The sequence below is a fragment of the Salinibacterium sp. NSLL17 genome, assembly GCF_015864935.1.
Lineage (GTDB): Bacteria > Actinomycetota > Actinomycetes > Actinomycetales > Microbacteriaceae > Rhodoglobus.
This window is the reverse complement of sequence record NZ_JADYWH010000001.1, coordinates 942055-967668: the sequence shown is the minus strand read 5'-3', so window position 1 is coordinate 967668 and position 25614 is coordinate 942055. Positions and strand designations below refer to the sequence as shown.

Annotated in this window: 28 protein-coding genes and 1 tRNA gene; 9 read left to right on the top strand and 20 right to left on the bottom strand. The window is 61.4% G+C overall.

Annotated elements, in window-relative coordinates:
• Window positions 1-199: 199 nt before the first annotated feature.
• Entirely contained in the window at window positions 200-763 is a 564-nt protein-coding gene (locus tag I6E51_RS04695) for a hypothetical protein (protein WP_197109573.1), read from the top strand.
• Window positions 764-773: 10 nt separating this feature from the next.
• On the opposite strand, the gene I6E51_RS04690 is transcribed toward I6E51_RS04695, so the two are convergent.
• Window positions 774-1046: a hypothetical protein gene (locus I6E51_RS04690; protein WP_197106269.1), complete on the bottom strand. Its 273-nt coding sequence runs from the start codon at window positions 1044-1046 to the stop codon at window positions 774-776.
• 143 nt (window positions 1047-1189) lie between these two features.
• On the opposite strand from I6E51_RS04690, the gene I6E51_RS04685 reads away from it, so the two are divergent.
• From I6E51_RS04685 to I6E51_RS04675, 3 genes are all read left to right on the top strand, one after another.
• Entirely contained in the window at window positions 1190-1882 is a 693-nt protein-coding gene (locus tag I6E51_RS04685) for a response regulator transcription factor (RefSeq protein WP_197109572.1), read from the top strand.
• Between the two features lie 93 nt (window positions 1883-1975).
• Window positions 1976-3697 (top strand): HAMP domain-containing sensor histidine kinase, encoded by a 1722-nt coding sequence (locus I6E51_RS04680; RefSeq protein ID WP_197106271.1) that lies wholly within the window; start codon window positions 1976-1978, stop codon window positions 3695-3697.
• Window positions 3698-3736: 39 nt separating this feature from the next.
• Window positions 3737-4027 carry a WXG100 family type VII secretion target gene (locus I6E51_RS04675; RefSeq protein ID WP_197109571.1) on the top strand — a complete coding sequence of 97 codons (291 nt, stop codon included), beginning with the start codon at window positions 3737-3739 and terminating at the stop codon, window positions 4025-4027.
• Window positions 4028-4202: 175 nt separating this feature from the next.
• Here the strand turns inward: I6E51_RS04675 and groL are convergent, their stop codons facing one another.
• From groL to I6E51_RS04660, 3 genes are all read right to left on the bottom strand, one after another.
• The gene (gene groL / locus I6E51_RS04670; RefSeq protein WP_197106273.1) at window positions 4203-5831 is read right to left on the bottom strand and encodes a chaperonin GroEL; all 1629 of its coding nucleotides are present in this window, start codon (window positions 5829-5831) and stop codon (window positions 4203-4205) included.
• A 196-nt stretch (window positions 5832-6027) separates the two neighbouring features.
• Window positions 6028-6624, bottom strand: coding sequence for a LytR C-terminal domain-containing protein (locus I6E51_RS04665; protein ID WP_197109570.1), 597 nt, complete (start codon window positions 6622-6624; stop codon window positions 6028-6030).
• Between the two features lie 3 nt (window positions 6625-6627).
• The gene (locus I6E51_RS04660) at window positions 6628-6924 is read right to left on the bottom strand and encodes a DUF3263 domain-containing protein (protein WP_197109569.1); all 297 of its coding nucleotides are present in this window, start codon (window positions 6922-6924) and stop codon (window positions 6628-6630) included.
• Window positions 6925-7058: 134 nt separating this feature from the next.
• Between I6E51_RS04660 and I6E51_RS04655 the strand changes: the two genes are divergently transcribed.
• Window positions 7059-8165 carry a hemin ABC transporter substrate-binding protein gene (locus tag I6E51_RS04655; protein ID WP_197109568.1) on the top strand — a complete coding sequence of 369 codons (1107 nt, stop codon included), beginning with the start codon at window positions 7059-7061 and terminating at the stop codon, window positions 8163-8165.
• Between the two features lie 8 nt (window positions 8166-8173).
• Here the strand turns inward: I6E51_RS04655 and I6E51_RS04650 are convergent, their stop codons facing one another.
• Both I6E51_RS04650 and I6E51_RS04645 read right to left on the bottom strand, forming a co-directional pair.
• Window positions 8174-8974 carry an HtaA domain-containing protein gene (locus tag I6E51_RS04650; RefSeq protein ID WP_197109567.1) on the bottom strand — a complete coding sequence of 267 codons (801 nt, stop codon included), beginning with the start codon at window positions 8972-8974 and terminating at the stop codon, window positions 8174-8176.
• Complete coding sequence (locus tag I6E51_RS04645; protein WP_307783811.1) at window positions 8974-9432, bottom strand: GNAT family N-acetyltransferase; 459 nt, start codon at window positions 9430-9432, stop codon at window positions 8974-8976. The genes I6E51_RS04650 and I6E51_RS04645 overlap by 1 nt, the downstream gene beginning before the upstream one ends.
• 53 nt (window positions 9433-9485) lie before the next feature.
• Between I6E51_RS04645 and msrB the strand changes: the two genes are divergently transcribed.
• Window positions 9486-9884 (top strand): peptide-methionine (R)-S-oxide reductase MsrB, encoded by a 399-nt coding sequence (msrB, locus tag I6E51_RS04640; RefSeq protein WP_197106278.1) that lies wholly within the window; start codon window positions 9486-9488, stop codon window positions 9882-9884.
• On the opposite strand, the gene I6E51_RS04635 is transcribed toward msrB, so the two are convergent.
• Complete coding sequence (locus I6E51_RS04635; RefSeq protein ID WP_197106279.1) at window positions 9881-10852, bottom strand: DMT family transporter; 972 nt, start codon at window positions 10850-10852, stop codon at window positions 9881-9883. The two genes, msrB and I6E51_RS04635, sit on opposite strands and share 4 nt — an antisense overlap.
• 36 nt (window positions 10853-10888) lie before the next feature.
• On the opposite strand from I6E51_RS04635, the gene I6E51_RS04630 reads away from it, so the two are divergent.
• Both I6E51_RS04630 and dapC read left to right on the top strand, forming a co-directional pair.
• Window positions 10889-10962, top strand: a tRNA-Thr gene (locus I6E51_RS04630).
• A gap of 315 nt (window positions 10963-11277) precedes the next feature.
• Window positions 11278-12363, top strand: coding sequence for a succinyldiaminopimelate transaminase (dapC, locus tag I6E51_RS04625; RefSeq protein WP_307783810.1), 1086 nt, complete (start codon window positions 11278-11280; stop codon window positions 12361-12363).
• 46 nt (window positions 12364-12409) lie between these two features.
• Here dapC and I6E51_RS04620 read toward each other — a convergent pair whose 3' ends face one another.
• Both I6E51_RS04620 and I6E51_RS04615 read right to left on the bottom strand, forming a co-directional pair.
• Complete coding sequence (locus I6E51_RS04620; protein WP_197106280.1) at window positions 12410-13450, bottom strand: alcohol dehydrogenase catalytic domain-containing protein; 1041 nt, start codon at window positions 13448-13450, stop codon at window positions 12410-12412.
• A gap of 178 nt (window positions 13451-13628) precedes the next feature.
• Complete coding sequence (locus tag I6E51_RS04615; RefSeq protein ID WP_197109566.1) at window positions 13629-14669, bottom strand: alcohol dehydrogenase catalytic domain-containing protein; 1041 nt, start codon at window positions 14667-14669, stop codon at window positions 13629-13631.
• Window positions 14670-14788: 119 nt separating this feature from the next.
• On the opposite strand from I6E51_RS04615, the gene I6E51_RS14505 reads away from it, so the two are divergent.
• Window positions 14789-15388: a YdeI family protein gene (locus I6E51_RS14505; RefSeq protein ID WP_197109565.1), complete on the top strand. Its 600-nt coding sequence runs from the start codon at window positions 14789-14791 to the stop codon at window positions 15386-15388.
• Window positions 15389-15416: 28 nt separating this feature from the next.
• On the opposite strand, the gene I6E51_RS04605 is transcribed toward I6E51_RS14505, so the two are convergent.
• The 11 genes from I6E51_RS04605 to I6E51_RS04555 form a co-directional block, all read right to left on the bottom strand.
• Window positions 15417-16685: an RNA polymerase sigma factor gene (locus tag I6E51_RS04605; RefSeq protein WP_197109564.1), complete on the bottom strand. Its 1269-nt coding sequence runs from the start codon at window positions 16683-16685 to the stop codon at window positions 15417-15419.
• A gap of 1 nt (window position 16686) precedes the next feature.
• Complete coding sequence (locus I6E51_RS04600; protein ID WP_197109563.1) at window positions 16687-17034, bottom strand: YciI family protein; 348 nt, start codon at window positions 17032-17034, stop codon at window positions 16687-16689.
• Between the two features lie 10 nt (window positions 17035-17044).
• Window positions 17045-17467, bottom strand: coding sequence for a DUF1761 domain-containing protein (locus I6E51_RS04595; protein ID WP_197109562.1), 423 nt, complete (start codon window positions 17465-17467; stop codon window positions 17045-17047).
• Window positions 17468-17567: 100 nt separating this feature from the next.
• Window positions 17568-18998: a sulfatase gene (locus I6E51_RS04590; protein ID WP_197109561.1), complete on the bottom strand. Its 1431-nt coding sequence runs from the start codon at window positions 18996-18998 to the stop codon at window positions 17568-17570.
• Between the two features lie 30 nt (window positions 18999-19028).
• Window positions 19029-20093 carry a Gfo/Idh/MocA family protein gene (locus I6E51_RS04585; protein WP_197109560.1) on the bottom strand — a complete coding sequence of 355 codons (1065 nt, stop codon included), beginning with the start codon at window positions 20091-20093 and terminating at the stop codon, window positions 19029-19031.
• Entirely contained in the window at window positions 20090-21109 is a 1020-nt protein-coding gene (locus I6E51_RS04580) for an ABC transporter substrate-binding protein (RefSeq protein WP_197106287.1), read from the bottom strand. The genes I6E51_RS04585 and I6E51_RS04580 overlap by 4 nt, the downstream gene beginning before the upstream one ends.
• Before the next feature lie 52 nt (window positions 21110-21161).
• Window positions 21162-21920, bottom strand: a complete 759-nt coding sequence (locus tag I6E51_RS04575) for an ABC transporter ATP-binding protein (protein WP_197106288.1) — start codon at window positions 21918-21920, stop codon at window positions 21162-21164.
• The gene (locus I6E51_RS04570; protein WP_231599653.1) at window positions 21920-22744 is read right to left on the bottom strand and encodes an ABC transporter permease; all 825 of its coding nucleotides are present in this window, start codon (window positions 22742-22744) and stop codon (window positions 21920-21922) included. The genes I6E51_RS04575 and I6E51_RS04570 overlap by 1 nt, the downstream gene beginning before the upstream one ends.
• Before the next feature lie 59 nt (window positions 22745-22803).
• Window positions 22804-23973 carry an ROK family transcriptional regulator gene (locus tag I6E51_RS04565; protein WP_197109559.1) on the bottom strand — a complete coding sequence of 390 codons (1170 nt, stop codon included), beginning with the start codon at window positions 23971-23973 and terminating at the stop codon, window positions 22804-22806.
• Window positions 23974-24359: 386 nt separating this feature from the next.
• Window positions 24360-24407 carry a hypothetical protein gene (locus tag I6E51_RS14635; protein WP_368855205.1) on the bottom strand — a complete coding sequence of 16 codons (48 nt, stop codon included), beginning with the start codon at window positions 24405-24407 and terminating at the stop codon, window positions 24360-24362.
• A gap of 241 nt (window positions 24408-24648) precedes the next feature.
• Entirely contained in the window at window positions 24649-25569 is a 921-nt protein-coding gene (locus I6E51_RS04555; protein ID WP_231599652.1) for a thioredoxin domain-containing protein, read from the bottom strand.
• Between the last annotated feature and the right edge of the window lie 45 nt (window positions 25570-25614).

The following is a 25614-nucleotide window of genomic DNA, read 5'->3' as shown; positions in this document are numbered from 1 at the left end:
GTGCTCCCGGGTACCCCTGAAGTCGAGGTGCCCGGATGCCGCATCGTGCAAACCATTGAGAGCTACCGCACCGGCTACGGTTGAACCCCACCACAGAGCCCAGGGGCCCCTTTCTATGCCACAGTCGCCATCGTCCACGTCATCGCAGTCAAGCCCATCGTGGCTGAGCTATCGAGAGTCGATCGGTGATCGGTCAGACATGTACCGCGCACTGCTCGAGCACTGGGCACCGGTCGCTGCGCTCAATGTGGGCAGCTACCTCGATCTGTCTCCCTCGACCAGCATCCCCGCCGTCACCTATGTAGATACCGACCGCCGGGCCGCCGCGTTCTTTGCCGACGCCGAGCGGGTCCGGGGTGAGCTGGAAGGCGCCACGTTGCCGGGAGCCGCGGCCGAGATCACTTTCCTCAAGGCCGATTTCCTGAAGCCGCTTGCGCTGGCCGACGCATCCTTCGACCTGATCATTGCCCTGTTCACCGGCCCCGCGTGGGATTCTTGCGCGCGGTATCTGGCGCCGCGCGGGCTCTTCTTGGCCAATAGCAGCCACGGGGATGCAAGCCTCGCCGCCCTTGATCCACGTCTGACCCTGGTGGGCGGCGTCCACCACCGCGATGGACGCTACAGAATCGACAGCAGCGATCTCGATCGCTATCTGATTCCCAAGAAACCAGAACAGGCCACCGCCGACCTCATTCGCGCCAGCGGTCGAGGTATCGCGTACACAAAAACTGCGTTCGCGTACCTGTTTCAACTCACCGGATAACCGACTTCGTTCAGACCGGTTCGCCCTCGAGGCGAGCACGACGCTTGATCATGAAGTCTTTCGCCAGGCCGACCACCGAAAGCACAACGAGAAAAGCGAAGCTCAGGGCCATCAGCCAGAGAGCGCCGAATCCGACGCTGAGTGGCCACATTGGGGTGACCCCATTGACGCTCCACCAGGTAATGTCTTGCGACCGAGCGAGGTTCGACAGAAGCGTGATGGCGGCGAGTGCGATGGCTCCCACGCCGAATGCGATAAGCGTTCCTATGATCAATCTCTTCATCAGTTGATTCCCCTTCGCCTGATCCCAATGCAGCCACCCTATGCTTAAAATTAACAAATACTCAATGAACGATCTGGTGAACAACTTGCCGACACGCCCTGAGCTATCAGGTCACATTCAGGAAACACGCAGATACTGGGCACATGGCTGACGGACCGAAAATTCTCATTGTTGACGACGAACCGAACATTCGCGATCTGCTCACGACGAGCTTGCGCTTCGCGGGATTTGCGGTGCGCGCGGTAGGAAGCGGCGCCCAGACCATCTCGGCTGTTCTCGAAGAAGAACCCGACTTGATCATCCTCGACGTGATGCTGCCGGACATGAACGGCTTTGGCGTGACCAAACGCCTCCGTGCCTCCGGCTACACGTCTCCCATCCTGTTCCTCACGGCAAAAGACGACACCGAAGACAAGATAACCGGCCTCACCGTCGGTGGTGACGACTACGTCACGAAGCCGTTTAGCCTCGATGAAATCGTTGCCCGCATCAAGGCGATTCTTCGCCGCACGATGCAAGATGACGAAGAGACGATCATCCGCGCCGGTGACCTCACGATGGACCAAGACACCCACGAGGTATCGATCGGCAGCGAACAAATTGAGCTCAGCCCCACCGAGTTCAAGCTGCTTCGCTACCTCATGCTGAACCCCAACCGCGTGCTCTCGAAGGCTCAGATCCTCGATCACGTGTGGGAGTACGACTTCAACGGCGATGCCGGCATCGTAGAGAGCTACATCTCCTACCTGCGCCGCAAGCTCGATCAGCACACCGAAGAGCCGATCATCCAAACCAAGCGCGGATTCGGCTACATGCTGAAGGCAGCAAAGCCGTAACCACCAACGATGGCCAGCTGACATGTAATTGTTCATGTTCGGCTGGCCATATTCGTTCCCGATTCCCAGACACGCAAGGTACCGTTCACTATCATGCAGGAGAACATCCCCGACGCCTGGAGCCGCATCTCTTTGCGCACCAAGGTCACCGGAGTCACGGTGCTTCTGCTCACCATGGGGCTCCTCGTTGCCGGTGTCGGAACCGCCGCAGTGTTGCGCGACTATCTGATCGAGCAAACCGACGACAAGATCACCGCCGCCGCCGATGGGCTCGATGGCCGCATCCAATACACCGGCACAACCCGCGATCCTCAGTGCAGTGTGTCTCGCCTGCCCAATGACCTCTATTTCGCGGTGCTCAACCACGACGGCAGCATGCGTTGCAACAGCCGGGAAGAGGATGCCTCGCGCCCCGTTCTCGACGGTCTCACGATCGCCGTTGCAAATTCACAGACCGCCCCGTTCACTCTTCCCAGCACAGCCATCGGAGGGCAATGGAGAGTGATTGCCTACCCCGCGATCAGCACCATCGGCCCTGACTTTGTGACGATCGTCATCGCCCGCGACTTGAGCGACTCCAACGCCATTGTGGCTCGCTACGCCGCCATCTTCTTGTTCTTCGGCCTCACCGTTGTCATCGTCGGTGGAGCGCTCACGCGCCTTTTGGTCACCTCGACGTTCGCGCCACTGCGCGAAGTGGAAGCGACCGCGGCGCGTTTTGCCGACGGAGACTTCGATCAGCGACTCTCTGTCGCCACCCCCAACACAGAAGTGGGGCGGCTCAACCGCTCCCTCAACTCCATGCTTGGCCGAATCGACCGCGCATTCGCCGACCGCGCGCGCACGATTGATCAGATGCGCCGCTTCGTCGGTGACGCCAGCCACGAACTTCGCACCCCCCTCGTCACCGTGCGTGGGTACGCCGAGCTGTACCGCATGGGCGCTATCACTAAGTCGGACGACATCGCTCAGGCCATGGAGCGCATCGAGAAAGAAGCGATCCGCATGGGCGGGCTCGTCGAAGACCTCCTCGAGCTGGCGCGCATCGATGGCAGCAAACCGGTGCAGTTCACCGAAGTCGACCTCTTGCCGCTGGCCAATGATGCCGCGATGGATGCTCGTGCCTCGACCGGCCGCGTCGTCACCGTCATCAACACCAACCCCCGCATTGACTCCGACGCGATCGTCAAGGCAGACCTCACCGCGGATGCTGACACCGACACGAAGGTGATCACTCTCCCCGAGAGCTCACACCCCGATCCCAGCACCCCCTCTCGCGGAGTTGCCGCGCTCGCCACCGGCCCCATTGCTGCCGCAGGCGCTCGCCTCTCACGCTTGGCATCCCGCAAGAAGTCTGCCGCCGTCGCTAAGGCGACTGCTCGTCTCACTCAGGCCATTGCGCCGGTGCCGAAGGACCTCAACGCCGTTGTGATGGCCGAAGAGAACAAGATTCGCCAGGTACTCACCAACCTGGTCACCAACGCTCTGCGCTTCACGACAGACACTCCTGTTGAGATCGGCGTTGGAGTTGACCATGAGCGCCAGCTGGCTGTGTTGTCGGTTATCGACCACGGCGAGGGCATCCCGGAACAGATTCGCGCCAAGGTCTTCGAACGCTTCTGGCGTGCCGACAGCTCGCGCAACCGCGACACCGGCGGAAGCGGCCTAGGGCTCGCCATCGTTGCGGCCATCGTCACAGCCCACCACGGCACCGTGCAGGCGCTTGAGACACCCGGAGGCGGCGCAACCTTCCGTGTGGAGCTTCCTCTCCTCCCCAGCACTCCGAGCCCGTCAGACGACACCGAAGCGGAATAGCGACCGCCGCAACGCGGACCGGGAATCTACCGTCGAGTTATGACTCGATACCAAGTAGATAGCGAAGCCGTTCTCAGCGCCACCGGAGCGGTTCAGAATTCCATTGGCCGCATCCAAGCGGAAGTTGCTGGCCTTCACGGTCAACTCACGAACCTGCAGGGCTCGTGGACCGGGCAGGCAGCGACAGCCTTCTCCACGGTCGTCACCGACTGGAAGGCCACTCAACAGCGCGTAGAAGAGAACCTCGCCGCGATCAATACCGCCCTCAGCCAGGCCGGGCAGCAGTACGCGGAGATCGAAGCCGCAAACGCGCGCCTCTTCTCCCGCTAGCGGTACGCCCAGGCACGCTCACAACGCGCCCAAGCCCACCCCCGGCACGACCAGCACGCTGCGGGCGCTAGAGACTCCCCCACCCACAGAAACTCTCGTTAACGACAGAATGGGCGCCTCCCGAAGGAGACGCCCATTCTGTGTAGTGCAGTGAAGCTGTGTAGAGCGGTGGGACTTAGAAGTCCATTCCGCCCGACGGGTCACCCATGGGTGCCGGGTTCTTCTCAGGCTTGTCAGCAACGACGGCTTCGGTCGTCAAGAACAGACCGGCGATCGACGATGCGTTGAGCAGAGCCGAACGCGTTACCTTTACCGGGTCATTGATGCCTGCAGCGAGCATGTCGACGTATTCGCCGGTTGCTGCGTTGAGGCCGTGACCGATGGGGAGGTTGCGGACCTTGTCAGCAACAACACCGGGCTCCATGCCTGCGTTGAGTGCGATCTGCTTGAGCGGTGCGTCGATAGCAACGCGGACGATGTTCGCTCCGGTTGCTTCGTCGCCGACCAAGTCAGCCATTGCCTGGCTGTCGAATGCGATCTTGCCAGCCTGAATCAGGGCCACGCCACCACCGGCGACGATTCCCTCTTCAACAGCAGCCTTGGCGTTGCGGACTGCGTCCTCAATGCGGTGCTTGCGCTCCTTGAGTTCAACCTCAGTTGCGGCACCAGCCTTGATAACTGCAACACCACCGGCGAGCTTGGCGAGACGCTCTTGGAGCTTCTCACGGTCGTAGTCGCTGTCAGTGTTGTCGATCTCGGCGCGGATCTGCTTGACGCGACCTGCGATCGCCTCTTCTTCACCAGCACCTTCGATGATCGTGGTCTCGTCCTTGGTGATAACGACCTTGCGGGCGCGACCGAGGAGTTCGAGAGTTGCGTTCTCGAGCTTGAGTCCAACTTCTTCAGAGATGACCTGGCCACCGGTGAGGATGGCGATGTCAGCGAGCTGAGCCTTGCGACGGTCTCCGAAGCCAGGAGCCTTGACGGCAACCGACTTGAAGATGCCACGGATCTTGTTCACAACGAGAGTTGCGAGTGCTTCTCCGTCAACGTCTTCAGCAATGATGAGCAGCTGCTTGCCGCTCTGGATTACCTTGTCGACGATGGGGAGCAGATCCTTGATGTTCGAGATCTTGCCGTTGACGATAAGAACGTAGGGGTCTTCGAAGACCGCTTCCTGGCGCTCCTGGTCGGTGACGAAGTATGCCGACAGGAATCCCTTGTCGAAGCGCATACCTTCGGTGAGCTCAAGCTCGGTGCCGAACGTGTTCGACTCCTCAACGGTGACAACACCTTCCTTGCCGACCTTGTCGATCGCCTCAGCGATAAGTGCACCGATCTCGGGGTCACCAGCAGAAATGGATGCGGTAGCCGCGATCTCTTCCTTGGTCTCGATCTCCTTGGCGCTCGCAATGAGTGCCTCGATGACCGAGTTGGTTGCCTTTTCGATACCGCGCTTGAGGCTGATGGGGTCTGCACCCGCAGCAACGTTACGGAGGCCTTCGCGAACGAGAGCCTGAGCAAGAACAACAGAAGTGGTCGTACCGTCTCCGGCAACGTCATCCGTCTTCTTTGCTACCTCTTTGACGAGTTCAGCACCGATCTTTTCGAAAGGATCGTCGAGCTCGATTTCTTTGGCGATGGATACACCGTCGTTCGTGATGGTGGGAGCGCCCCACTTCTTCTCAAGAACTACGTTGCGGCCACGTGGGCCGAGCGTGACCTTTACGGCGTCAGCGAGAATGTTCAGGCCGCGCTCAAGGCCGCGACGGGCCTCTTCGTTGAAAGCAATGATCTTTGCCATGTGTGTTTCTCGTCCCTCCCGGACGTCGTACAAGCGAATAAGTTGGCACTCGAACTGTGCGAGTGCCAAGGTCAAAATTAGCACTCGACGGGGGTGAGTGCAAGACAGCGCAGCGCACTCGGAGCGGGCAATCAGAAGTCGACGCAGCGCACCCCATCAGGGCGAGCGTGCGTCAGCCCGCAGTGCGGGCTTCCCTTTATTCTGTGGGCTCTTCTGTGGCTTCTGCTGCGGGGGCGAGGTAGTCGGTGCCAAGAACGACGGTGAGTTCTGCGCCGGGGAAGATGTCTTCTTCCACGAGGCGAATTTCGCCGCGGCCGATGGCGGCAACAAGGCCGGCAGCGACGTCTTCATCGTCGGGATTGCTGTAATAAACGTAGGTGTCTTCGATGTCTCGCGCGGAGGCGGGGGCTGCGCTGCCTGTCGGCCATCCTGCTGCGGTGAGTTCGTCAAAGACGGTGGTTTGGAGTCCGCTTTCCGGTGTTCCGTTGAGCACGTCGATGGTGAGCGCGCGTTCGGGGTCTATTGCGGCGGGGTCGGTGACGGGCGGGACGGTTTCGGTGGGTTCTGGGGTGACGACAGCCTCTTCTGGTGTGGCGAAGAAGGGGATGCCGAGGTCGTCATCGAGGTACTGGCTGAGGGCGAAGAGACCGCCGAAGACAAGCACGCCGGTGGCGAGCAGGGCCCAGGCGAAGCCGATCCAGCCGCGTCCGCGTCGTCGAGGGCCGCGGTGGGCACCTATGCGGTCGACGTCGTCGGGTAGTTCGTCGAATCGGTCTTTCGGGTAACTCGCCATTGCTTAGTCTGTCAATTCTTCGTCGTGGTCGGGGGTGCGCACTGATCGGTTGCGCATCCGGTTGTCTCGATTGCGGCGCAGTCGCGAGACCAACATGGGGTCGTAGCGCACGGCTGCCGGTGAGTCGATTACCGCATTGAGCATTTGATAATAGCGTGCGCTTGACACCTGAAACTGGGAGCTAATGGCCTCTTCTTTGGCGCCGACGTGTCGGGTCCATTCGCGCTCAAAGTCGAGGATGAGGCTGTCGCGTTCGGACAGGCGTGTAGTGGGATGCGACGCGGCTTCGTTTTCGGACACGGCAATACCTCCACTGTGCTGGCAAGCCTAGGGCGTTGGGGCTGCGCGCCCGCCGAACGACTCGGCTTCGTGGACCAATTGGAGCGAGTCGAGGTTAGGATTGCCTTAGTACCCGATATTTCTGATTGGTTGTCATGCGCACTCGACTGTTCACTGCTGCGGCGGTGTTGTCTGGTGTTGTGCTTGCCGCCAGTGGATGTTCGGCTGCCACTATTGCGGAGACTCCGACGGTGACGGTCACGGCTGATCTCGCTTCTCCCCTCACCGCGTTGACGGTGCTGGATGATGCGAAGGATTACAGCGGGCTGGTTCAGGCGGCGCTTCCGTCATCCGGAATCCTCGCTCCCCCGAGCGCTCCCGCCCAGTCGTTGCCGGTGACGGTGGTTTCGCACGATTTGGCTGGCGATGTGCCCGTCACGGTGTCATCGACTGACCGTGTGATTTCTATGGACATTTCGGGCTCCATCGCGGCGACGATTGCCGGTCTGGGAATGCTGGATTCGCTGGTGGCGCGAGATATTTCAACGACGTTTGATGAGGCATCCACTCTTCCGGTGATTACGTCGAACGCTCACACCGTCAATAGCGAGGCCATTTTGGCGCTGCGCCCTGACCTTGTATTGACGGATGGCTCGATTGGCCCGATCGATGTGGTGCTGCAACTGCGCGATGCGGGCATTCCGGTGGTGTTCGTCGACACGGACCCTTCTCTTGAGGGCATCGCCGAGTTGGCACGTCAAACGGCAGCCGCGCTGGGGGTTTCCGCCGCCGGCGACGCCTTGGCTGCGGAGCTCAGCGCCACGATCGAGGCGAAGGTTGCGGAGATCGCTCAGATCGTTCCCTCGGGTGACCGGCTGCGGATGATGTTCCTCTACTTGCGGGGCACGTCAGGGATCTACTACTTGTTCGGTCAAGAGTCGGGCTCAGATGTGCTGATCGATGCGCTCGGCGGCGTGGATGTCGCAGCCGAGATCGGTCTCGAAGGCATGCGCCCTATGACCGACGAGGCGATGGTCGCGGCGAACCCTGATCTCATTCTGGTGATGACGGGCGGTCTCGACAGTGTTGGCGGCGTGAGTGGATTGCTCGAAGCCCGCCCCGCGGTCGCGCTCACCGAAGCGGGCAAGAACCAGCGCTTCGTCGAGATGGATGACGGCGAAATTTTGAGCTTCGGCCCGCGCACGGTCACGGTGCTTGATGCTCTCGCTCGGGCGATTTACGCGCCAACGTCAGGTTCGTAGAGCGTCAGCTACATTGCCGCAGCGCGCTTGCGGCGGCGCCGGCGTCCCAGAATCAGAACGATGGCGATCGCTACGAGGATTGCGATGATGGCGCCGACGATGATGAGAGCGCTTAGCAGGGCTTGGTTGCCATCCTGAGGTTGCGGCATGCACTCGGGGTTGGCGCTGAAAGTGACGGTGATGGGGTCGAATTCTTCCCCAGCCGGATAGGTGCCGAAGGCTTCGGATCCTGCTTCAGTGAGCACGACGGGTGCGCCCGCGAGCGTTGCTACGCCATCGGCGACGGTGATGCCTGAGACATCAATCGTGGCGAACTCGACAGCACTCTCGTTTACGGGGAGCCCTTCTTGGGTCGTTCCAAAGACATCGAAAACGAGGTTGGCGGTCGTGCTGCCGTCGAAGACGATCTCAAGGCCCGTGAGGGTGGTGTCGAGGATGCCGTCGTGGCCCGTGAGGCGAAGGCTGCCGTCAAAAGCCAGAGTGCCGCTGCCCGCGTCGAGTTGGCCGGAGCCTGCCGTCCAACCGAAGTTGGGAGTTTCGTAGGTGGCACCGTCGCTCACCGCCCATTCGCCGTTGGCGATGGTGCCGCTGATGTATGACCGCAGCGACTCTTTGAGGCCCCAGGTGATGGCGGCATCCGTCACGTCACAGCTGACAGAGTCGGCCGCGAGGGTGACGTCTGCCGGCGCAGAAGGGGTGCCCGCGGCATCCAGAACTGCAGCATTGCTGGTCATCGGCGTCAGCGCAATAAGAACAGCGGTGACGATGAGCGCGGCGGGGCCGAGCACGCAGACGTTGAGGCCGCGCATTAGCGACCTGCGCGGTACATCGACTGGTGCATGATGGTGGCTTCGTCGTAGAGCTCACCAAAGGCTTCGAAACCGAACTTTGTGTAGAGCGGCACGATGTATTTCTGGGCGTGCAGCAGCATCCCTTCGCCACCGAAGTCGTCAACGATGCGCTTCATGATGATCTGGGCGAGGCCTTCACCGCGGTGGTCGTCGCGCACGACAACGCGACCGATGACACGGTGACCGTCGAGGTGTTCGGCTGTCTCGTTGAACAGGACGCGGATGTAGGCGACGACGTCAGCACCGTCGGCGAGCCAATAGTGGCGGGTGGCATCCTCTTGATCACGGTCATCAAGTTCGGTCTCGTCGACTTTTTGCTCAACAAAAAATACGTCAGTGCGCAGTTTCATGATCGAGTAGAGCTCGGATGTTGTTAATTCGCCCCAAGACTTGGCGATCACGGAATCAATAGGCACATCCCCGAGTTTAATGTACTGAGCAGAGAAAGCTCACGAATAGAGGAGACCACATGACGTACAAGGTGACTAAGACAGACGAGCAATGGCGCGAAGAGCTCGGAATCAAGTTTTCAGTGCTGCGTGAAGCCGGCACCGACCGTCCGTGGTCTGGCGCCCTTCTCGACGAAAAGCGTGCGGGAACCTACCGTTGCGGTGCGTGCAGCGCAGAGTTGTTCAAGAGCGACACCAAGTTCGACTCCGGTTCGGGATGGCCAAGCTTCTACGAAGCAATCAACCCGGATGCTGTTGAGCTGCGTGAAGACCGCTCACTCGGGATGGTGCGCACCGAGGTTGTCTGTGCAACCTGCGGCTCACACCTCGGACATCTTTTTGACGATGCCAGCCAGACACCGACCGGTGACCGTTTCTGCTTGAACTCGAGCTCGCTGGAGTTCGACGAGCAGGACTAGTTCGACAGCAGCGTTTTGGGCGGTCGCTTGCCTGAGAGCGAAGCGATCGCCACTGCGATGAGGGTGAGTACCACGCCGATTATGGTGGTTGGTGCCACCCCATCGCTGTCTGTGGGCAAAAGGAGTTCGAGAGCGAGCGCTCCGAGCAGTTGCCCGGCGATCGAGCCAAGGGCAAAGAACAGCACTCCGGTGATGGGCACGAGCACTGCGGCAACGATGATGAAGATCACGCCGATCGCTCCCCCGAGATACAGCGTCAGGTCGGTGGGGAACTCGTGCTGCCAGCCGCCAACAAAACCGAAAACGATCGCTGCGATGGCCAGCACCGAGGTGCCCGCAATGAAGTTGACGTAGGTCGCGGTGAGCGGCGAACGCGTCACATGCCGCACGTGACCATTGATGGCTTGCTGCCATCCGATCCCGAAGCCAGCGGCAAGCGGCAAGAACACCAGCAGGAAGGGTCCGTCGAGGCGCAGGTCTGACAGCCCCGAAAAAATGACTGCGCCCACGGCGAGGGCGGATGCCGCCACTCGGAGCGGAGTAACGGGCCGCTTCTGCAGGCTGCCGATTCCGACTCGGTCGATGACCGCAGAGCTAATGGTTTGACTCGCCACTACCGCAACGGTGAACAGCGCTACTCCGAGGGCTGTTGCAGCGAGACCTTGAGTGAGCACGAAAAATGCGCCAAAGGTTCCACCGGTGAGATACCACCAGGGAAGACGTTTGCTTCTCACTTCGACGCCCAGGGTGCGGAAGCCGGCGCGTGCACTCGGCACAAACGGAACGATCAGAGTGAGGATGACGAGCCCTGATCCGAACGAAATGAGGGCCGCGAGAGTCGAATCGTGAAGTTCTACTGCGAGCTCTCCATTGATGCGACTTTGGCCTGCAACAAGGGCTCCAGCGACGATTGCAGCGATGATTCCGGCGAGCGCGCGACGGCGACTGCGCGGGTTGGTTGGGAGCATAGGTGAAGTCATGTCTAAAATAGGGCGTTGGCCCAAGCCTCCTTAGCTCAGCTGGCTAGAGCACCGCTCTTGTAAAGCGGGGGTCGTCGGTTCGAATCCGACAGGAGGCCCAGCAAAGATGTCGAGGGCAGTCGGGGTTGTTTTAACCCTAGCTGTCCTCGACATCGCTGTTTAACCAGTGGCCGTCGGCGGAGTGCCACACGTCTATTACGTCGGGTCATTCATCACCCTAAAAGCGGTGCCCACAACACCAATGGGCTGTTCACGTCCATGAGATTCATAGGAAGCGCTGATTTTATGGATGACATGGATGCTTTCTTTAACCACACCGGAGCCCGATCGCCCCTTCCCCTGGCGGTATCGATTCGCTCGATTCGCTGCTCCGGAGTAGCCGCGTGAGCGCCCCCGTGGGGTCTTCGGCTCCTGTGAGCCCTTCAGCGATGGAGGTGTCGGCCGAGCTCCGCCGTCGCGCAGTCGCCCACCCGGGCGGGTTTGCCGACCTCGCGACCGCGTCCCCTGTCGACCCGACGCCGCAAGTCTTTATTGATGCGCTGGCTTCAGCGGGCGGCGCACCTGGCTATCCCCTGACCATTGGGGTCGTCGAGTTGCGTGACGCGATGGTGAACTGGTTCGACCGCGTACGTGGCGTCCCTCTCAATCGAGAGGGTGTTCTACCCACGATCGGGTCCAAAGAGCTATTGGGTCTACTGCCATTCTTGCTCGGGCTCGGCGCGGATGACGTCGTGGTACGCCCCGCACTGGCTTATCCCGCCTATGAAGCGGGGGCGCTCGCCGTGGGTGCCAGCGTCGTTGCTGAGGACGATCCGGCCAAGTGGCCTGAAGCGACCAAACTCATTTGGCTGAACTCCCCTCGCAACCCCGACGGTCAGACCTTGACCGTTGAGGAGTTGCGTCGTGCTGTCGCCCGAGCTCGTGAGCTCGGTGCGGTGATCGTCGGCGACGAGTGCTACGCCGTGTTGAATGAGGTCGACGGGCAGCGGATCCCCTCTATCCTCGACCCCAGAGTAGTTGGCGACGACATGAGCCAGGTTCTCGCCTGCTATTCGGTCAGCAAGCAGTCCAACATGGCTGGGTACCGAGGCGGCATGATCGCCGGAGACGAACAACTGATCGGAAAGATCGCGTCGAAGCGCCGCAGCCTAGGTCTCATGGTCCCCGCGCCCGTGCAGCAGGTGCTCAGCGCAGTCCTGTCCGATGATGAGCACGTGGCCGAGCAGCGCGCCCTCTACACCTCCCGCCTCGAGCGTCTCCGAGTTGCCGTCGAGGCAGCCGGACTCCAGATTCACGGCTCGGAAAGCGGCCTGTACCTCTGGGCCACGCGGGGCGAAAGCGGAATTGATACCGCGATGGCGCTCGCCGACATCGGCGTGCTTGTCTCGCCCGGCGAGTTCTACGGTCCGAGCGGCACGCAATTCGTGCGCTTTGCCGTGACGGTTCGCGATGAATACCTCGACCGGGCTATCACCGCGCTCCAGTCATGGTCCCGCTGACGAGACCACAGCTCGTGGTCCCGCTGACGAGAAACCAGCTCAGGGCTTAGAAGGCGACCATCACCTTGAGGCTCTCGCGCGAGTCCATGGCGGCGTATCCCAGTGCAACCTCGTCGATACCCACGACGCGGTCGAAGACGCGACCCGGGGCGATCGAGCCGTCGAGCACGTCCTGGAGCGCGGATTCGATGTAGGCGCGCACGGGGGCGGGGCCACCCGTGAGCGTAATGTTGCGGCTGAAGAGTGAACCCCATCCGATCGGAGCCTCGGAATACTGGGGAACGCCTACGCGCGAGATGGTGCCGCCCACACGGACGGATCCCAAAGCTTGCTGGTATGCCGGGAAGTGGCCAACCGCCTCGATAACGACGTGGCTACCCTCGCCGCGGGTGAGTTCGCGCACCCGGGCGACTCCTTCTTCTCCGCGCTCGGCCACGATCTCGTCTGCCCCGAACTCGACACCGAGATCAGTGCGCGACTGATGCCGCCCCATGAGGATGACCCGCTCGGCCCCGAGCTTCTTTGACGCCAGTACGGCCGACAACCCGACCGCGCCGTCGCCGATCACTGTCACAGTCTTGCCCGCACCGACCCGCCCCATGTGCGCGGCGTGATAGCCAGTGAGGTAAACATCGGACAGGGCGAGAAGCGACGGAATCAGTTCACTTTTCTCGTCGACGCCCGGCACCGTCACCAGGCTGCCGTCTGCCTGCGGCACCCGTGCGTATTCCGCTTGGAAGCCGCCGACTTCGGGCTTGTTGTAGAAGCCGCCGTGGAGGCACGATGTGTGGAATCCTTCTTGGCAGAAAACGCAGGTGTTGTCTTGGTACGTAAACGTGGCGACGACGAGGTCCCCTCGCTTCACGGTAGAAACCTCAGAGCCGATTTCTTCGACTACTCCGACCATCTCGTGGCCCATCGGAGCACCAACCAGGCCTGGCTTACGCGTGTGATACGGGTGCAAGTCTGAGCCACAGACACACGCACGAACCACCCGGACGATAGCGTCTGTCGGAAGCTGGATCACCGGGTCCGCTACTGTCTCCACTCGGACGTCGCCCGCGCCGTAAAGAAATGTTGCCTTCATAGGGTTTCCTCGCACTATAAGCCTGCGGCTGAAGTCGTTCTCCACGTGGATCCGTGAACGCGCGACCAGATGACGAAACAACCCTACACGGCGTGATTTTCGATTTCTGGCAGAGCATCCACGTCGTCCGCAGGCTGCATTGAGCCCTCCCGCTAGTCGTCGGGATGCCGCGCGACTGCTACGTCGGGTCGACCATCACCTTGAGAGCGGTGCGCTCATCCATCGCGGCGTAGCCGTCGGGGGTCTGCTCGAGTTTCACGGTCTGGTCGAAGACGAGGCCGGGGTTTACGGTTCCGTCGAGCACACCAGGCAGCAGTTGCTCGATGTAGGCGCGAGCGGGGGCCACACCGCCGACAAGGCCGACGTTCTTGCCGAAGAGACTGCCGCGGCCGACCGGGGCATTCTCGTACTGCGGAACGCCGACACGGCTGATCACTCCGCCGGCACGAACGACCCCGAGGGCCTGCTCGTAGGCGGGCATGAAGCCGACAGCTTCGAGAACCGCGTGGCTTCCGGAGCCGCCGGTGAGTTCGCGCACCATCGCGATGCCTTCTTCGCCCCGCTCGGCTACGACATCCGTGGCTCCGAAGTGGATGCCAAGGTCGGTGCGTGCCTTGTGGCGCCCCATGAGGATGATGCGCTCAGCACCCATCTGCTTGGCAGAGAGCACAGCGAGGAGGCCGACAGCGCCATCACCGATCACGGTAACGGTCTGGCCGGGAGCGACGCGAGCCTTGTAGGCGGCGTGCCAGCCGGTGGCATAGACGTCAGAGAGAGACAAGAGGCCGGCGTACTGTGACTCGTCAACGGTGCCGGGAACCTTCACGAGGGTGCCGTCAGCGAAGGGCACGCGCACGGCTTCAGCCTGGCCGCCCGTGATGCCGCCGTTGCCCCAGTAGCCACCGTGGATGCACGAGGTCTGGAGCCCTTCGAGGCAGAACTCGCAGGTTCCGTCGGAGTACGCGAACGGCGCGATGACGAAGTCGCCGACCTTGAGCGTAGAAACGTCTTTGCCGAGCTCTTCGACAACGCCGATGAATTCGTGGCCGATAGGGCGAGCATCCGCATCCGCTGGCATCGAATGGAACGGGTGCAAATCGCTGCCGCACACGCACGCCCGCGTAATGCGAACGACTGCGTCGGTGCTCTCGATGAGCTTGGGGTCAGGGGCAGTGATGACGCGGACATCGCCGGCGCCGTAAATGTAAGTAGCTCGCATGAGTCTATTCAACGCCCGATTCGCGCCCAGCAACGAATCAGTGTTTGTTCAGCGAACAGGAGTAGCCGTCAGTGGATGGTGCGATGCTTGAGGGCGACGCACTCTAGGAGGACTTCACCGTGGCCAGCTTCGCCGACAAACCCATCCTCGACGTCACCATCGCCGAGTGGACGGCTTACCTTGAAAGCGAGCCCTCGCTCGAGGGCGTGCGCCTCAAGCTGCGCAAGAAACTATCGAAGGCCACTGGGATCACCTGGAGCGAAGCGCTCGACGTTGCCCTGTGCTTCGGATGGATCGATGGTCAAATGGCACGCCTCGACGACGACTACACGCTGCAAGCGTTCACTCCACGCCGCAAGAACAGCCCCTGGTCACAAGTGAACCGCGACCATGTTGCTCGCCTCATCGAGGAGGGAACGATGCGCCCCGGCGGTCTCGCCGAAGTCGAACGCGCCCAAGCGGATGGCCGCTGGGATGCCGCCTACAGCCAGAAGAACATGACGACTCCCCCCGACCTTCAGGCCGCCCTCGACGCAAACCCGGCCTCGGCAGAGTTTCACGCCAGCCTTACCCGGAGCGAGCGCTTTCAGATCTATGCGCGCCTTACCGGCATCAAGACGCCAGCGGTGCGCGCCGCCCGCATCCGGGATGTCGTCGAGAAGGGTGCGGTCGGCGAGCACCACTACGCGCAGCCGACGCCCCCGCCGAAACGGCCCTAACTGCGGGGCGAGCGGGACTCCGCTGGAGCTACTCGGGCAGTTGCGCAATACGCCGATCGAGATGCTGCTGTTCGGCAGTGTTCGTGGCGATTTCACGCGCACGGGCGAAGGCGATTGCCGCAGCATCCGCGTCACCGGCACGCAACAGCAGCTCCGCTTGAGTCGCCCAGTACAGGTGATAGCTGTCAAGACCGGTGACGTCGTTGAGCAAGCGCAACCCCGCATCGGGCCCGTCGGCCATCGACACCGCGACGGCGCGATTGAGCGCCACAACCGGAGAGCCACCAGTCATAGCCAGCAGCACCGTGTAGGCGGATGCGATAGCCGGCCAGTCGGTGTCGGCAGCAGTGCGCGCGGTGGCATGGTGACGCGCAATGACTGCTTGGGTTTGGAACGGCCCCGGCTGCAGGCGTGCGAGCGCACTGCGCAGGAGCCCGTTCGCTTGCTCGATGAGTTCGCCATCCCAGCGGGTGCGATCCTGATGCTCAAGGAGAATCAGTTCGTCGCCGCGAAAGCGAGTGTCGTGGCGGGCGCGAGCGTACAGCTCCAGCGCTAATAGGCCTTCGACTTCGGGATTGCCGGGGAGCAGCTCGCGCGCGGTGATCGTGAGTCGAATCGCTTCTTCCACGAGGTCGATGCGGGCGCCTGCCGCACTCCCCCGCGAGAGATAGCCCTCGTTGAAAATGAGATACACAACGGTGAGCAGGGCATCGACTCTCGACGTGAGGTCTTCGGGGATGCTGAGCGGGATGCCCGCGTCGCGGATCTTGCGCTTCGCCCGCACGATTCGTTGCGCAAGGGTCTGCTCGGGCAGCAAGAATGCCGCGGCAATCTCCGCCGTCGAGAGGCCGCCGACGAGCCGGAGGGTCAGTGCCACTTGGGTGTCTCGACTCAGCGCCGGGTGACAACAGAGCAGCAGCAACCGCAGGTGTTCGTCGCCCGAATAGTGAGCATCATCGATCATTTCGGGCACCTCCTCATCGTTGCCGTCGAGTCCGCCGTGCCCGCCGCTGGCGCCGTTGCGCTCTGCGGCCAGCACGAGATCGGGCGCTGCTCGCGCTAGTCGTCGAGCAGCCGCAGCCTCTCGTCGCACACGGTCTACCGCACGATTGCGCGCGACCGTATAGAGCCACGCGGCGGGGTTGTCAGGCACTACGGCCCAGTTCAGGGCCTCAACCAGCGCATCCTGCACCGCATCATCGGCAACGTCGAGGCCGAAGCGGTGCGTGAGAAGAGCGAGCACATGCCCACTCTCCTCACGCGCCAGGCGGGTGACCGCCTCTGAGTTGTCAGGCACGCTACGAGGGCACCACCGGGCGAACCTCGAGCGAGCCGGCCGGAATCGGAACCTCGGCAGCGAGCGCAAGCGCCTCATCCAAGTCTTTAGCTTCCACAATGTAGAAGCCGCCGAAGTGTTCTTTGGTTTCAGCGAACGGGCCATCGACGATCGTGTCGCCGGCACCGTAGGCCCGGCGAATCGTAGTCGCGGTCTCGACGCCCTGCAGCTGGTCGGCCGCAACATAGTGGCCGCCATCAATGAGCTTCTGGTTGAAGGCCATCCAGGGCGCCATCATCTCGTCGAATCCGGGCTCTCCCGGGTTCGGGCCGTCCATGGGTTCAGAGTGAATCAGGATCATGTACTGCATGTTTTTCTCCCTAACCGATTTGTGAAGTGTGGCCAAAAAGGCCAATAACAACGGACATGACGATGAGAACTGCAAGCTGATGACCCATATCGATCGCAAACAGCGTCGAGGACTTCTTCTCAAAAAGATACTCGACAGCGTTCCGCGACGCGGTAAAACCGAGCCAGCCAATGGATGCCACAGCCAACGTCACGGTCAGAAACGAGCCACCAAACTGGTCGTGGGCGATCGCTGCTGCAAGCGCCAGCGCTGTTGCCGTTATGGCCGTGGCCACAAGCGCCAATAGATACGCCCACCCGGGAGTTTTCGCAGCCAGATCTATCCCGGCTCGCGCCGCCCACGGCTTGCCGAGAAGCGCTGGTGAAAACCAGGCCCAACCGACGAGCATCCCTGCCACCGTAGCTACCGCGATTGCCAGAAAGTTCAGCGTCATCATGTCCTTTCGGGGCCGGGGATTTCCCTGCCCTTCACTGACATGACGCAGGGCACGTGCCGAATCGACACGTGCCCTGAAAAAACTTTCGAAAAGTTCTTTAGATGCCAACCGGTTTCGGCTGGCTGGGGTGCGGCTCATCCTTGAATGACGCCTGCGCCTTCCACATTTTGACTTTCATATCTGCTTCGACTTCGGCGTATTCGGCCGTTCCGTAGACGTTGTTGAGTTCGTCGGGATCGGTTTCGAGGTCGTACATTTCCCACTCGGAGGGGTACGAGAATGGCCCAGTTCCTGGCACACCCAATCCGTCGTTGTAGAAGAAGATCAGCTTGTAGCGGTCGGTGCGGTAGCCGTAGTGGGCGGGCGCGCGATGGAAGACATCGTCGTTCTCCCAGTAGCGGTAGTACATGCCCTCGGCGGGTTCGACATCCGGAGTTTCAATGAGGTCGGGCCAGAGGCTGCGGCCCTGCATCCGCGGGTGGTGTTCGACCCCGGCGGCGTCGAGAATTGTCTGCGCGAGGTCAACATTGGTCACGATGCCCTCGTACGACTTGCCGGCCGCCAGCTGAGCTGGATAGCTGAGCACGAACGGCATCCGCAACGATTCTTCGTACATGAAGCGCTTGTCGAACCAACCGTGGTCGCCCAAGAAGAAGCCTTGGTCTGAGCTGTACATGAGAAGGGTGTCGTCGAAGTCGCCGCGCTCTGTGAGCCAGTCGGTGACGCGGCCAACGTTGTCATCGACGGAGGCGACGCACGCGAGGTAGTCCTCCATGAAGCGCTGGTACTTCCACAGAGCGAGCTCGTCATACGTGAGCCCCTCGGGTGGTGTCTGCTTGAGGTCGTCTTCGTTGAGATTTTCGGCGATGCGCATCGCGGCCCGGCGAGCCGACGACGTGCGCGTTTCGTAGTCATCGGTGAACGTCGCGGGCACCGGGATGGGGTCGGAGTACATTCCGGCATGCTTTTCGTCGGGCTCCCACGGGCGGTGCGGTGCCTTGTGGTAAATCAGAACGCACCACGGGTCGTCACCCTCGAGCTCATCGACCCACTTGAGCGACAGGTCGGTGATGATGTCAGTCGCATAACCGGGAACGGTGCGCAGCCCATCCGGGTTCAAGAATTTTGGATCGTGGTACTCGCCCTGCTCAATGAGCACATCCCAGTAGTCAAAGTTCTGGGGGTCAGCTTCTCCGCCATCGCCCATGTGCCACTTGCCGACGATGGCGGTGCGGTAGCCGGCCTCTTTCAGCTGAGAGACGAAGGTCGGCTGGCTCGCATCGATCGGCGTCACAAGGGTGCTGACACCGTTGATGTGACTATATGTCCCGGTGAGAATGGATGCCCGACTCGGCGAACAGAGCGAGTTGGTTGCGAAGCAGTTGTCGAGCTTCCAGCCCAGCTGCGCGATCTCGTCGATGCGCGGAGTCTGGTTCACTACCGACCCATACGCACCGATAGCGTGCGATGCGTGATCGTCAGTGAGGATCATCACGATGTTGGGGCGGCGCGTGGATTTCTCAGTCATTAGTGTTCTTTCGTCGTTCAGCGTGCTGCGTTAGACCGCGGACATGTCGATCGGAACCCAGGTTCCGACCTCCATGGAGCGATACGCGGCATCAATGATTGCGTTGTCGATGTAGCCATCGACAAAGGTTTGGCGCGGCGTGGTGCCAGCGCGGTAGCACTCCACAAAGTGGGTGAGTTCTCCGTGGTAGCCGTACACCCAGGGCTCGTCGGGCACGGGAGTGATCCAGCCGGTTGCGGCTCCCGCTTTTTCGACGACATAGTCGGCGGGGTTTCCGGCGAAGGCACGGATGCCTGTCTCACCGGTCTCGTCGGTGCCGATCCAGCCCGCGGTTCCGTGAATCTCGTTGCGCACATCCAGCCCGGCAATGTGGCCCCAGCTCACTTCGACCTGGGCCATGCGGTCATCCTCGAAACGGATGAGCGCCACAGCGGTGTCTTCCGTTTCGACGTCGTCGCGCGAGAGGCGTGCACCCCACGCGAAGACTTCCTTGGGAGCGGTGTCATAGCCGATGAACCAGCGCCCGATGGCTACACAGTGGCAGCCGAGAGCGCGCAGTGGTCCGCCGCCCGAACGCGATACATCGCGAGCATGCTTGTGCGGATGCCCGTGAGATTCCCGCGCTCGAACCGAGGTCACTCGGCCAACGGCGCCGGCATCCACGAGTTCTTTCGCTTTCACGAGACCCGGAGCAAACACTTCGGTTTCGGCGTAGGCGTGCCAGACGCCTGCGTCGCGAACGAGTCGCAGACACTCGGCAGCTTCGGCGGAGTTACGGCCGAGCGGCTTGGTGCAAATGATGCCCTTGCCCGCGGCCGCCGCAGCGGCAACAACTGCCACGTGTTGGTCTTGCGGGAGCGCGACGATGACGATGTCGACATCGTCGCGCTCCACGAGTTCAGCGACAGTGGAGACAACTACCGGAATGCCAAAGCGTTCCGCGAATGCTGCCCCCGACTCCGCCGAGCGTGCCGCAACAACTGTTACGTCATGCCCGCGGATGCTGCCGAGTGCTCGAAGGTAGAAGTCGGCTACGAAGCCGGCGCCCACGATCCCTATTCGGACCGGAGCACCGGTCCCTAGCCGACCGGTCACTTGAGGTTGTCTTTGGCTGCGGCGAAGAGGTCGACGTTGATGAAGTCCTCCGGTGCTGCAGCTTCGTCTGCCGTCAGGCGACCGACGTCAAGGAACAGCTGCGTGAAGGAACCGAAACGCTCGTAGGTTGATCCGTCGGCGTTGTCAGCCAAGATCTGGTCAGATGTCCACCATTCGAGCCCATCGGCCTGGCTCTGAAGCTGTTCTGCGGGAGCACCCGAGAGCGCAGCAGAGAGAGCGACAGTGTCTTCAGTGTCGGAGATGCGGTAGTCGTTCGCTTCGATGAAGACCTCGAGGAAGCGGGTAAGCGCTTCGCTCTTGTCGGCAATCGCGTCGTTCGAGGCAACCCAGGCTCCGAGGAACTCGGTTTCGGGGAAGTCGACGTTGTTAGCAATGACCTGAGCATCAGGAACCGACTCGAAGATCTGGTCGCTCAAGGGCGAGAAGATTGCTGCGACATCGATCTGGCCAGCAACGAATGCCGAAACGACGCTCGGCGGGTCCAGCGGGATGCGCTCGATGTCAGCTTCGGTGAGGCCGGCTTCTTCGAGGGCGAGTGCGAGAATCATTTCGCCCGATCCGCCATCCGGAACACCAATCTTGAGTCCCTTGAGGTCGGCCATTTCGGTTGCACCCGACTCGGGCGAAGCAATGAGGAAGTCACCAAAGGTGCTCTCGTTGGGGGTGATCACGGTGCCCTGGCCTGAGGCGGGCATCCACATGGCGCCACCACCGATGTAACCGACGTCGAGCGAGCCACTGGCCATAGCCTGGATCTGGGTCGGGCCGTTGGTGAAGGGAACGAGGTTGACGTCGAGGCCAGCCTTGGTCCAGAGATCTTGTTCATTAGCGACGGCAATAATGCCGACACCGTTGATGCTGGTGTCGATGTAGCCGACGTTGATGGCGACGAGTTCTTCGCCGCTCTCGTTGCTACCGGCATCCGTCGTGCAACCGGTCAATGCGAGAGCAAATGTTGCGGCGACTGCTGCCGCGCCGAGCATTTTCTTCTTCATGGGGCGTCCTTGCCTGTGATTGGAGATGATTGGTTGGTAATGATTGGTTGGGTCATTCGTGGTGGTGCACTCCGCGCCACACTCTGGCGCGGATCTCGGCAAACTCGGGAGAGAGCCGAATCTCCTCCCCGCGTGGATACGCGAGGGGAACGTCGATAATTTCGCTGATGCGACCGGGGCGTGGGCTCATGACCACCACGCGGCTGGCGAGGTACACGGCCTCGTCAACGTCGTGGGTGATGAACACCACGGTGCGCTTTTCTTTTTCCCAGGTCTCGAGCAGGTCATCCTGCATCTGAACCCGGGTGAGGGCGTCAAGGGCACCGAACGGCTCATCCATGAGCAGTACTGATGGATGCACGGCGTAGGCCCGCGCAATTGCCGCACGCTGCTTCATACCGCCCGAAAGTTCCTTGGGCAGCGCGTTGGCGAAGTCTTGAAGACCGACGAGGCTCAAGTAGTGCATGGCACGTTCGGCCCGCTCCTTCTTGGGGACCTTCTGCAGGCGAAGCCCGAACTCAACGTTTTCTTGAGCGGTAAGCCACGGGAACAGCGCGTACTGCTGAAAGATTACACCGCGGTCGGGGCCGGGCCCCTTGACGGGTTCATCGTTCACGAGCACTTGACCAGAGGTCGGCATGAGCAAGCCGCCGACGAGGTTGAGCATCGTGGACTTGCCGCAGCCACTTGGCCCGACGAGAGTGATGAACTCGCCCTGCTCCACGTCGAGGCTGACGTGGTCGAGGCTGACCGTGCGGCCGCGCTCCGTGTTGTAGATCTTGGTGACGTCTTTGATCGAGATGAGAGGCATTAGCGAGTCTCCTGCCAGCGAGTAAGTCGCCGTTCGGCGAGAAGAAGCAAACGGTCCATGATGAAGCCGAGCGCACCGATCATGATGATGCCGACGACGATGCGGTCGGTTTGCAAGAACTGGGCGGCTTGCTGCATCATCCGTCCAAGACCCGTCGGGGCGGCGATCAGCTCCGAGGCCACGAGGGTCGCCCACGAGGCACCGAGCGCGACGCGCATTCCGACGAAGATGAACGGGGTGGATGCCGGAATGACAACGCGGGTGAAGATCGTGAAGTCCTTGGCGCCGAGCACTCGCGCGGCATTGATGAGGGTGATGTCCACGTTGCGCACTCCCTGGAAGGTCGCGAGCACGCAGGAGAGGAACGCGGCGAGGAAGATCACGAAGATCTTCGCGGTCTCACCGATTCCGAGGATCACGATGACCAGCGGGATGAGCGCGAGCGGCGGGATGGTGCGGAAGAACTGAATCCACGGCTCAAGCAACCCCCGCGCCAGCCAGTACCAGCCCATGAGGAAGCCGGCGGGAATGGCCAGCGCGACACCGAGGAGGAATCCGGTCGTGACTCGGCTGAGGCTCGTCACGGTGTGGCCCCAGAGGGTTCCATTGGCGATGAGCTCCGCAAAGCTGGCAACGACATCGATGGGCGTCGGGATGAGCGCGTTGCGCGAGAGTACGGCGCTCAGCGTCCAGATTCCAATGCCCAGGAAGAACGTGATGACGTACAGCCCTTTGAGAGAACGCTCGCCCTTTTCGGTGTCCTCAGCGATAGCTGTCGGTGTTGCCATGGTCAGGGCCTCTGGTTCGGCCTTTCGATCTGTCATGTCACGTTCCTGTTCGACGTCATTGTCCGGTCCTCTTGGTTCGATGGAGAAGTTGTGGTTTAGATGTAGAAATAGCGTTCAAGCGCAGCGGTTCCGCCTCCGAGCACTCCCGCGTACATGCCGAGCGACGATGGCTCGATACGAACGAGAGGGCGGATGAGCGGAAACACTTGTTGGCGGGTCTGTTCGGTCAGGCGCTCGAAGAAAGCCTCGGGCACCTCGGCGAGCGCGCCCCCCAGCAGAATCACGTCGGGGTTGAGCAGGTTGACGATGGCCGATGTTGCGGTAGCCAACTGGGTGATGATCGAGTCGATGGATGCTCGCGCGGTCTCGTTCGTGTCCGCCGCGGCGTACAGCGCGGTGAGCGCTCCCCCGCCGTTGCTCGAGAGCCCGGCTTCGGCGAGCTGGCGCTGCAGGGCACCTTCGCTCACGATGGTTTCGAGGCATCCGTTTCCGCCGCAGACGCAGTCGATGCCGTTGTCGATAACGTGCAAGTGACCGAGTTCAATGGCCCCACGCACGCCGCCAGCGAAGGGCTGCCCCTCAACGACGAGGCCGGCGCCGAGGCCGGTGCGCAAGTAGATGAACGCAACGCTGCCGAGGTCTTTGGCGACACCGAAGCGGGCTTCGGCGAGCGCCATTGAGCGAACGTTGTGCTCGACGGTGACAGGAAGTCCGGTGAGCGGTTCGAGGATGTCGGCGACGGGAACATCGCGCCAGTCCAGGTTGATGGGGAGCAGGATGCTTCGGCCCGCGACATCCACGGGACCAGGAACGGCCACTCCAACGCCGATGACCATCGACTGGTCATATTCCGATGCCGCTATAAGTTCGTTGATCGCGGTCGCGGCCTCCACCATGACCTCGGTGGCGGGGGTCTCGATGTCGTAGCTGAGCGAGCTGGATGCCACAGTGCCGCCCAGCAGGTCGATAAGACCGAGCTGAACGAAGCCGACGCCCACTTGAACGCCGACGACGACGAACGCGTCGCGGACGATCGAAATCTCGGTGGCGGGCCGACCGAGCTTGGTCGGTGAGATCGAGTTGCCCTCGACGATCACGCCTTCGTCAACGAGCTGGCTGACGGCACGGGTGATGGTGGTGGGGCTGAGGTGAGCGCGGCGGGCGAGTTCAATTCGGGGCAACGGTCCGCTGTCGCGCAGCATGGTCAAGACCTGCGCACGTACAGAGGTTGCCTCATCGAATCGGCTTACGGCTTCATTGCTCACCTAGAGAAAATAACTCTGCCAAGGGAAGAAAGTCAAGCCTCGAGGTAACGAAAGCGCATCGCCCTCACGACCCTAGAGCCCCGCGTCTACCCCGTGGCGATGCACCAGAAACCCTGCAACTACGGGCCCTAACGCACAAACGGGGACCCGCGCCAGGCGCGGATCCCCGTAAGTTTTGCTACAAAATACGCACCGGGGGTGAGGACACCATCGATGAGGTAAACGGTTGCGTTTGCGGTGTGAACGCTCTCGCTCTCGGCCTCCCTCCCGAAACCACGAGCGCACTGAAAGACCAATTCAGCAATTCAGCAATTCAGCACAGATTGCAGAACAGCTCAACTTGGGCGGTCTCGTCAACGAGCAGAACAAGGACCTCGGCCTAAACGTCATCGACGCCCACTCCCCCGAGTACGCCTTGAGAAGGTTCCGGCCAACGTCAAGGCTGGCGCTGAGGTCGTTGGCCGTCACATCACGTTCGGTGAAGATAGCTACCAGACCACCGAGAAGCTCGTTCGTGAACTATGGCGGCCACGAGAAGTGTTCATCGGGCACCAACATCTACAGCTTCCCGTCGAAGCGTATTCGTACACCTTCGGATAATCAGCGCTCCTCTGCACAACGAAACGGGCCCCCGATCCAACCGGATCGGGGGCCCGTTTCGTGCGCTAGCGCGAGCTACGGAGTAGGTGTCGGCGTAGGCGTAGGCGTTGAGCTTTCGATGAAGTCATCACCGGCAGCTTGAGTAACGAATGCCTGGAAGCTGACGAGGTCGTTTACTGCACCCTCGTACTTGATTCCGTTGACGAGAACGGTCGGGGTTCCGGTGACCGCTCCGACGTCAGAGTTGGGGATGGGGTCCGAAAGAGCGCGAGCAGTTGAGTTGCTCACCCACGACTTGAAGCTCTCATCGGTGATGCACTCGGCGATCGCGTCGGTGCTTTCGACGCCGGCGACATCCAAGAGTTCGATGAGCTCTTCGTTGCTGAGACCGCTCGTGTTCTCTTCAGGCTGCACCTCTTCGGTGAGAAGCAGCGAGTGGTACGCGTAGAAGTCGTTCGGCGAAGTGTCTGCAACACACGCAACGGCGTTGACCGCACGTGACGAGTAACGCTGACCCTGCGAAAGACGGTCAAGAATCGTGATCGGGTGCACTTCGAGAGTTGCGGCACCGTTGGCAACGAGGCTCTCAATGTAGGCACCGTTGGTCTGCTCGAAAGAACCACAAATCGGGCACAGGTAGTCGACATACATCTGGATGTCGAGAACGCCCGATTCTTCATCGCGATCGTTCGCGATGGGCTCAGCGTCTGCTGCTTGAGCGTCGGATGTCGTCGCGATGAAGCCCTGATTGAGCTGGATTCCGTCGCTAGCAAAGTTCTGCGGGCCTGGGCCTGCTGGCTGGTTTGAGTTCACGAGTACGAGCGCGATTACTGCGACGATGGCGACGAGCGCGAGGCCAACGCTGCCCTGAAGAATCCACTTCGTGCGGCGATCCTTCTTCTTCTGTTCGTCACGCTGAATGCGAGCCTTTTCGCGCGCTGCTTCGCGCCGCTCATTCTTGCTGAGTCGGCTGTCGCCGGGGTTGCCGTTGCTCAATCGAACCTCATCTGCCGTGTATATCGCTGTGTGGGGCGCCCAGAA